General features: G+C 66.9%; 9 protein-coding genes. 7 read left to right on the top strand and 2 right to left on the bottom strand.

Features of this window, described 5'->3' with window-relative positions:
- Positions 1-728, bottom strand: a 728-nt coding sequence (locus MRY84_RS00810) for a ferredoxin reductase (RefSeq protein WP_291503878.1), incomplete at its 3' end; no start/stop codon positions are given.
- Positions 725-1,792, bottom strand: coding sequence for an aromatic ring-hydroxylating dioxygenase subunit alpha (locus tag MRY84_RS00805; protein WP_291503877.1), 1,068 nt, complete (start codon positions 1,790-1,792; stop codon positions 725-727). The genes MRY84_RS00805 and MRY84_RS00810, both read right to left, overlap by 4 nt.
- Positions 1,793-2,052: 260 nt before the next feature.
- Between MRY84_RS00805 and MRY84_RS00800 the strand changes: the two genes are divergently transcribed.
- The 7 genes from MRY84_RS00800 to MRY84_RS00770 form a co-directional block, all read left to right on the top strand.
- The gene (locus MRY84_RS00800) at positions 2,053-2,784 is read left to right on the top strand and encodes a GntR family transcriptional regulator (RefSeq protein WP_291503879.1); all 732 of its coding nucleotides are present in this window, start codon (positions 2,053-2,055) and stop codon (positions 2,782-2,784) included.
- A gap of 136 nt (positions 2,785-2,920) precedes the next feature.
- Entirely contained in the window at positions 2,921-4,108 is a 1,188-nt protein-coding gene (locus MRY84_RS00795; protein WP_291503876.1) for an ABC transporter substrate-binding protein, read from the top strand.
- A 248-nt stretch (positions 4,109-4,356) separates the two neighbouring features.
- Complete coding sequence (locus MRY84_RS00790) at positions 4,357-5,229, top strand: branched-chain amino acid ABC transporter permease (RefSeq protein ID WP_291503875.1); 873 nt, start codon at positions 4,357-4,359, stop codon at positions 5,227-5,229.
- Complete coding sequence (locus MRY84_RS00785) at positions 5,229-6,224, top strand: branched-chain amino acid ABC transporter permease (protein ID WP_291503874.1); 996 nt, start codon at positions 5,229-5,231, stop codon at positions 6,222-6,224. The genes MRY84_RS00790 and MRY84_RS00785 overlap by 1 nt, the downstream gene beginning before the upstream one ends.
- Position 6,225: 1 nt before the next feature.
- Entirely contained in the window at positions 6,226-7,086 is an 861-nt protein-coding gene (locus MRY84_RS00780) for an ABC transporter ATP-binding protein (RefSeq protein WP_291503873.1), read from the top strand.
- Positions 7,079-7,810: an ABC transporter ATP-binding protein gene (locus tag MRY84_RS00775; protein WP_291503872.1), complete on the top strand. Its 732-nt coding sequence runs from the start codon at positions 7,079-7,081 to the stop codon at positions 7,808-7,810. The genes MRY84_RS00780 and MRY84_RS00775 overlap by 8 nt, the downstream gene beginning before the upstream one ends.
- A 17-nt stretch (positions 7,811-7,827) precedes the next feature.
- Positions 7,828-8,634: tripartite tricarboxylate transporter substrate-binding protein (locus MRY84_RS00770; protein ID WP_291503871.1), on the top strand; the 807-nt coding region annotated here is incomplete at its 3' end.

Here is an 8,634-nt window from a genome sequence, read left to right as displayed (position 1 = left end):
GTGCTGGCAATGCGCACTTCAAACCCTTCATCGCCCGAAGTGTCCTGCGCGGGCGCACCAAAGTACTCCAGGTGGATGCGGTCCTGCGCCCAGCCCAGGCTTTTGGCAGTGTTCACCACGTAGTCGATGAAGCCCGCCGGGCCGCACACGTACAGGCGCGCGTCGGGGCCGGGCTGCGTCAGCACGGCGGGCAGGTCCAGCTTTTGCTCGGGCGCGCCCGCGTCGAAGTGAAAGTGCACGTGCGGCGCCATGGGGGATACGGTGATCTCGTCCACAAACGCCGTGCGCTCGGCCGAGCGCGTGCAGTAGTGCAGCGTGAACTGAGCGCCCGTGCGCGCCAGCCGGTCGGCCATGCACAAGAGCGGCGTCACGCCGATGCCGCCCGCCAGCAGCAGGGTGCGCTGAGCGGGGTGCAGCGCAAAGTGGTTGCGCGGTGTGCTGATGGTGATCACGTCGCCCTCCTGCACTCCGTCGTGCATGGCGACGGAGCCACCGCGCGAGGCGGGGTCGCGCAGCACAGCAATGCGGTAGCGGTGCGATTCGTGCGAGGCGTTGCACAGCGAATACTGGCGTGTCACGCCGCCAGGCAGGTGCACATCGATGTGCGAGCCCGCGCTGAAGGGGGGCAGCGCGGCGCCATCCACGCGCGCCAGCTCAAAGCTGGCGATGCCTTCGGCCTCGGTCTGCTTCTTGACGACGCGGACCTGCAGGGTTTCCTGCGCGGTCATGCGGGCTGTCCTGCTGCGGCAGCGGCGGGCGCCTTGGCAGCCTGCTCGGCCGCGAGGATGCGGTCCAGGATCTTGCGCGACTGCACGCCGCCGGCGTCGATGTTGAGCATGAGCAGCTTGCGGTCCGGGTAGCGCAGGAGGTTGGCCTGCTGCTGTTCCAGCATGTCCTGGTCTTCGGCAAAGATCTTGCCCTGGCCATCGCGGATCTGCGTGGTGAGCGACGGGTCCTGCGGCTTGAAGTTGCGCGCCATGCCCCAGAAGTAGTGGATGGACGTTTCGGTCTCGGGCGTGATGAAGTCCACCACGATGCTCGACGCCTTCTTGTCCGCCGGTGCGTCGTAGCCGCCGTGGCCGGCCAGCGCCACGCCCACCTCGATCAGCACATGGCTGGGCGGCGTGAAGTGGCAGATCTGCCAGCGGTCCACGGGCTGGTCGTCGGGCAGGCCGTTCATGCGCAGCGCCATTTGCCAGAAGGGTGGCGCCTGGATGCCTTCCATGAAGCGGCTGGTGATCACCTCGTCGCCCTCCACGCGCGTCTTGCAGGGCACTTCATCAATCTCCTTTTGCCCGATGCTCGTGGAGTGCACGTACGTCTCGTGGGTCAGGTCCATCAGGTTGTCGATCATCAGGCGGTAGTCGCAGGCAATGTGATACAGGCCGCCGCCATAGGCCCACTCAGGGTTGTCGGCCCACGGCAGGTGATGGATGGTGGCCGCATCGGCCTTGTCGGCATCGCCGGGCCATACCCAGATGAAGCCGTAGCGCTCCACGACGGGAAAGCTGCGCGCCCGCGGGAAGCCCTGCACGCGCTGGCCGGGCATGGACACCGACTTGCCATCGCAGCCCACTTTCAGGCCGTGGTAGCCGCACATCAGCTCCCCGCCGCACACGCGGCCCAGTGACAGGGGCGCGCCGCGGTGCGGGCAGAAGTCTTCCAGCGCGGCGACCTTGTCCGGGGCGGGGCGGTAGAAAACGATCTTTTCGCCGCACACGGTGCGGCCTAGCGGCTTGTCGCTGATCTCGTGGGGCAGGCACGCTACGTACCAGGCGTTTTTGGGATACATCGTTGTCTCTCTCCAGGTCGTGGGATGGAGCGCAGGGGGTGCGCCGCTGGAGTGATTGTGGGGAAAGTGCCGGGCGTTGTATACAGAAAAAATCGACAAAGCAGATATTGAAAATTGAGATAGCTGCAAGTATTTGATTTTTCTGGCTTTGGGTGCTGAAGATCTGGTTTTTTGGGTCTGTTGTGTATACATTCAACGCCATGCCTGCCACTCTCTCCGCTAACCTTCCCGATGATCGCGTGATCGCCGCGCCTTCGCCCATGGCTTCCACTGAGGCCGGGGCTTCGCAGTCTGTCAGGGCCCAGTTGCGGCTGCGCGAGATGATCCTGGCCGGCGCCCTGCCGGGCGGCGCGCGGGTGGCAGAACTGACCCTGGTGGAGGCGCTGGGCGTGTCGCGCACGCCGATTCGCGCTGCGCTGATGCGGCTGGAGCAGGAAGGGCTGTTGCACCGCCTGCCTGGCGGCGGCTATGCCGTGCGCACTTTCTCGGAAACCGATGTGGCGGACGCCATTGAACTGCGCGGCACGATGGAGGGGCTGGCCGCCCGCTTGGCGGCCGAGCGGGGCGTGGCGCCCGAGCTTCTTCGGGAGGCGCATGACTGCCTGGACGCCATCGACGCCACGCTGGCGCCGCCCACGCTCGATGACGAGGGCTTCTCGCGCTATGTGGAACTCAACGCCCAGTTCCACGGGCTGCTCAGCCGCATGGTGGGCAGCGAGGTGGTGGCGCGCGAACTGGAGCGGGTCAAAGGGCTGCCCTTTGCGTCGCCCTCGGCCTTTGTGGTGGTGCAGGCGCATTCGCGCCAGGCACGGGACATGCTCGTCGTGGCGCAAGACCAGCACCGGCAGGCCATCGATGCCATCGAGCGGCGCGAGGGAGGCCGGGCCGAGGCCATCCTGCGCGAGCATTCGCGCATTACCCGCCGGAATCTGCTCGCCGCGGGGCAGGCGCCCCATGTGCGTGGCTTGCCGGGCGTACAGCTCATTCGTTGACAGGCTGCACCTGCAGGAGCTGGGTATGCCAATTGTTGATACCTGAATGCTCGAATTTGCTCTTGTGCAATAACGCAGGCCGGGCCAGACTGCGGCACCTCCTCTGTATACAACGATATTTCCACCGGAGACAACGATGCAAAAACGCCATCTTCTGCGCGCCTCGGCGGCTGCGATCCTCACGCTCGCGGGCGGCCTCATCACCACCTTGCCTGCAGCTGCGCAGGACAACGTGTTCAAGATCGGCCTGATCCTGCCCATGACGGGCCAGCAGGCCACCACAGGCCGCCAGATCGAGGCCGCGGCCCGCCTGTACATGGCGCAGAACGGCGACACGGTGGCCGGCAAGAAGGTGCAGCTCATCATCAAGGACGACACCAGCCTGCCCGACGTGACCCGTCGTCTGGCCCAGGAACTGGTTGTCAATGAAAAGGTGAACGTGCTCGCAGGCATGGGCATCACGCCCTCGGCCATGGCCACCGCACCGCTGGCCACGCAGTCCAAGACGCCGCTGGTGGTGATGGCCGCCGCCACCTCCAGCATCACCGAAGCCTCTCCGTATGTGGTGCGCACCAGCTTCACGCTGCCGCAGGTTTCGGTGGCCCTGGCTGACTGGGCACCCAAGAACGGCATCAAGAAAGTGGTCACGCTGGTCAGCGACTATGGCCCTGGCATCGACGCTGAAAAGTTCTTCAACCAGCGCCTCACGTTCAACGGCGGCCAGGTGACCGAGGCCCTGCGCGTACCGCTGCGCAACCCCGACTTCGCCCCCTTCCTGCAAAAAGTGCGTGATGGCAAGCCCGACGCGCTGTTTGTCTTCGTGCCGTCCGGCGCGGGTGCTGCCGTGATGAAGCAGTTCCTGGAACGCGGGCTGGACAAGGCGGGCATCAAGCTCATTGCCACCGGCGACGTGACCGATGACGACCAGCTCAACGACATGGGCGATGGCGCCCTGGGCGTGGTCACTTCGCACCACTACTCGGCAGCCCATCCTTCGCCGCTGAACAAGAAGTTTGTGGAAGCATTCGAGAAGGCCAACAAGGGCTTGCGCCCCAACTTCATGGCTGTGGGCGGCTACGACGGCATGCGTGTGATCTATGAAGCGCTCAAGACCACCAAGGGCGCAGGCGGCGGCGACGCGCTGCTGGCCGCCATGAAGGGCCAGGTGTTTGAAAGCCCGCGCGGCAAGGTGTTCATCGACGCGCAGACGCGCGACATCGTGCAGGACGTGTACCTGCGCAAGGTAGAGCGCGTCAATGGCCAGCTGTACAACGTGGAGTTCGACGTCATCAAGGATGTGAAGGATCCCGGGAAGACGAAGTAAGCCCCCCCCTGAGCCGCTGCGCGGCTTCCCCCGGAGGGGGACGCCGCCAGTGCGGCGGGGCGGCCCTTGCACGGCGGCCGCTGGTCTGGGCCGCGCCAGTATTTACGGGCAGGATCCCTCTCCATCCGTTCGGGCTGAGCCTGTCGAAGCCAGGGGCGTGCAGGCTGAGCGCTCAGCCTTGGGTGATTCGCCCCAATTCCACAGTCCTGGGCACTGTGGGCCTTTTTTGTCTTCAATGAAGTGATTTCATGCTGACCATACTTTTCGACGGCGTGGCGTACGGCATGCTGCTGTTCATCCTGGCGGTGGGCCTGGCGGTGACCATGGGGCTGATGAACTTCATCAACCTTGCGCACGGGGCCTTTGCCATGGCCGGGGGTTACATCACGGTCCTGCTGATGCAGCGGCTGGATGTGCCGTTCCTTGTCTGTCTGCCCATTGCCTTTGCGGGCACGGCGCTGCTCGGGGCGGTGCTGGAACGCACGCTGTACCGCCCGCTGTACCACAAGGCCCACCTGGACCAGGTGCTGTTTTCCATCGGCCTGGTGTTCATGGCGGTGGCCAGCGTGGACTACTTCGTGGGTTCCACGCAGCAGATCATGCAGCTGCCTGCGTGGCTCAAGGGGCGCACCGAGATCGGCAGCGGCGCTTTCATGCTGGGCATGGGGCACTACCGGCTGTTCATCATCGCGGTGTGCGCTGCGCTCACCGTGGGTCTGCAATATGTGCTCACCAAAACCCGCTTCGGCAGCCGCCTGCGCGCCAGCGTGGACGACCAGCGCGTGGCCGCTGGCATGGGCATCAATGTGAACATCGTGTTCCTGTCCACCTTCGCTTTTGGCTCCGGCTTGGCGGGCCTGGGCGGTGCGCTGGGCGCCGAGGTGCTGGGCCTCGACCCGAGCTTCCCGCTCAAGTTCATGATCTACTTCTTGATCGTGGTGGCCGTGGGCGGCACCTCGTCCATCACCGGCCCGCTGCTGGCCGCGCTGCTGCTGGGCATTGCCGACGTGGCCGGCAAGTACTACATCCCCAAGCTGGGCGCCTTCATTGTGTACAGCCTCATGATCCTGATCCTCATCTGGCGCCCGCAGGGCCTCTTTGTGCGCAAGGGGGGCAAGTGATGGCGAATCCGCAAAACACCCTGCTGCAGGCCCGGCGCTTACGCTGGTGGGAGCCCGTGCTGTGGCTGCTGGCCTTTGCCGCGCCGCTGGCGTTGCCCAGCCATGCGCTCATCATCAACGAGATCGCCATCGTCGCGCTGTTCGCCATTTCGCTGGACCTCATCCTGGGCTACACCGGCATCGTGTCACTGGGCCATGCGGCCTTTTTTGGCTTGGGCGGCTATGCGGCCGCGCTGTTTGCCAAGCATGTGGTGCCCGACCCGCTGGTGGGCCTGGCCGTGGGCATTGGTGCCGCCACGGTGCTGGGCGCGGTGGCGTCGCTCACCATCATGCGCGGCACCGATCTCACGCGCCTCATGGTCACGCTGGGCGTGGGCCTGGTGATGCTGGAGCTGGCCAACAAGCTCGACTGGCTCACCGGCGGTGCCGACGGCCTGCAGGGCGTGATGATGGGGCCGCTGCTGGGCCGCTTCGAGTTCGACCTGTACGGCCGCACGGCGGCGTGGTATTCGCTCACGGTGCTGCTGGTGTTCTTTTTGCTGGCGCGCCGCATCGTGCAGTCGCCCTTTGGCGCCACGCTCAAGGCCATCCGCGACAACCGGCTGCGCGCCATGGCCATCGGCATCCCCGTGACGGCCAAGCTGGCGCAGGTGTACACGCTGGCCGCAGCGCTGGCAGGGGCTGCGGGCGCACTGCTCACGCAGACCACGGGCTTTGCCTCGCTCGACCTGTTCGAGTTCCACCGCTCGGCCGACGTGATGCTGATCCTGGTGATCGGCGGCGTGGGCTGGCTGTACGGCGGCATCCTCGGCGCCATTGGCTTCAAGCTGCTGCAGGACGTGATCTCGTCCATCACGCCGCAGTACTGGACCTTCTGGATCGGCCTGTTCCTGGTGGTGCTGGTGCTGGTGGGGCGCGACCGCCTGTTCCGCCCCTGGACCTGGTTTGGAGCCGGGCGCAAGCCCGGCGCTGCCTCCAGCGCAGGAGGCCACTGACATGAACACCAACCACTCCACCACCGTGCTGTCGGCGCAAGGCCTGGTCAAGCGTTTTGGCGGCATCACGGCCACCAACAACGTCACGCTGAACCTGCACAAGGGCGCACGCCATGCGCTCATTGGACCCAACGGCGCGGGCAAGACCACGCTCATCAACCTGCTGACTGGTGTGCTGGAGCCCACCGAAGGCTCCATCACGCTCGAAGGCCAGGACATCACGCGCCTGGCGCCCCACCAGCGTGTGCAGCGCGGCATGGTGCGCACCTTCCAGATCAACCAGCTGTTCGACACCCTCACGCCGCTGGAGACGCTGGCGCTCACCGTCTCGCAACACCAGGGCCTGGGCGGCAAATGGTGGCAGCCGCTGGGCGCGCGCAAGGCAGTCACCGAACGCTGCGAGCAGCTGCTGGAGCAGTTTCACCTCACCTCCGTGATGGCCGAGGAAACGCGCGTGCTGGCCTACGGCAAGCGCCGCCTGCTGGAGATCGCCATCGCCCTGGCCTGCGAGCCGCGCGTACTGCTGCTCGACGAACCCGTGGCCGGTGTGCCCGCGGGCGAGCGCGAGGAACTGCTGCAGACCGTGGCGGCCCTGCCGGCCGATGTCTCGGTACTGTTGATCGAACACGATATGGACCTGGTTTTCAGCTTTGCCAACCGCATGACGGTGCTGGTCAACGGCACCGTGCTCACCGAGGGCGACCCCGACACCATTGCCAACGACGCGCAGGTGAAGGCCGTGTACCTGGGCCACGGGGAGGGTTCGAGCGACGTCGGGCCGCCCCAAGGCGCGAGGGCCCCCTCGGGGGGCAGCGAACCACGCGCAGCGGGGAGCGTGGGGGCTGGAGGTTTGCATGTCTAAGACAGAACTCCTGCGCATCGAGGGCCTGAGCGCGGGCTATGGCGAGGCCGTGGTGCTGCAGGGCATCTCGCTGGCTTTGCCCGAGGGTGACACACTGGCCCTGCTGGGCCGCAACGGCACGGGCAAGACCACGCTCATCAACACCCTGGCCGGGGCCACGCGCCAGCACGCGGGCACCGTGAGCCTGGGCGGCGTGGCGCTGCACAAGCTGCCTTCGCATGAGCGCGCGGCGGCCGGCATCGGCTGGGTGCCGCAGGAGCGCAACATCTTCAAGTCGCTCACCGTGCACGAGAACCTCACGGCCGTGGCGCGCCCCGCACGCCAGGGCTCGACCGCGCGGCAGTGGACGCCCGAGCGTGTGTACGAAATGTTCCCGCGCCTGGCGGAACGCAAGACCAATCTGGGCACGCAGCTCTCCGGCGGCGAGCAGCAGATGCTGGCCGTGGGCCGCGCGCTGGTGCTCAACCCGCGCCTGCTGCTGCTCGACGAGCCGCTCGAAGGCCTGGCGCCCATCATCGTGGAAGAGCTGCTGCGCGCCATCCGCCGCATCACGCGCGAAGAGGGCCTGTCGGCCATCATCGTGGAGCAGCATCCGCAGGCCATCCTGGCGATTTCGGACCACGCCGCCGTGCTGGACCGGGGCACCGTGGTGCACACCGGCAGCGCGGCCGAACTGAGCGCCCAGCCCGAGCTGCTGGACCGCCTGCTGGGTGTGGCACGGTAGCGCTGGAGCCACCCACCATGCAGGCCGTGCACCGCAGAACCCTCCTCGCCTGGCTGGTCGCGTCATTCGGCGGTGCGGCCAGCGCGCAGGCGGCTTTTCCATCGCGCCCGCTGCGCATCATCGTGCCCAATGCGGCGGGCGGTGCGGCGGACATCACGGCGCGCACCATCGCGCAGAAGATCGCCGGGCCGCTGAGGCAAAGCGTGGTCATCGAAAACAAGCCCAGCGCGGGTGGCATCGTGGCGGGCGAGCTGGTGGCACGCGCCGAGCCCGATGGCCACACGCTGCTGCTGGTCAGCAGCGGCACGGCGGTGAGTGCGGCGCTGTTCCAGTCGCTGCCGTTCGACACGCTCAAGGACTTCGCACCCGTCTCGCTGCTGGCCACGTTCGACCTGGCCGTGGTGGTGAAGGAGGGCGGGCGCTTCGCCACCCTGGCCGAGCTGCTGGCCTACGGCCGCGCGCACCCCGGCAAGCTCAACATCGGCACGCCGCAGATCGGCACCACGCAGAACCTGGCGGCCGAGCTGTTCAAGGTGACGGCGGGTATCGACGCGCAGGTGGTGCCCTTCAACGGCACACCGCCGGTCGTCACCGCGCTGCGGGGCGGCGAGATCGACGTGATGGTCGACATTCTGGGCGGCCTCATGCCGCAGATCGGCGCCAAGGCCCTGCGGCCGCTGGCCGTGATGGGCGCGCAACGCGCGCCGCAGCTGCCCGACGTGCCCATGGTGCGCGAAAGCGGTGGACCACTGGCGGGCTTCAACGTCACGTCGTGGAACGGCCTGGCCGTGCCCGCCAAGACGCCCCCTGCCGTGGTGGAGCGC

The sequence above is a fragment of the Acidovorax sp. genome (assembly GCF_022763525.1).
In the GTDB taxonomy this organism is placed as follows: Bacteria; Pseudomonadota; Gammaproteobacteria; order Burkholderiales; family Burkholderiaceae_C; genus Acidovorax.
The sequence above is the reverse complement of the archived record's forward strand: the minus strand, read 5'-3'. Positions and strand labels throughout refer to the sequence as shown.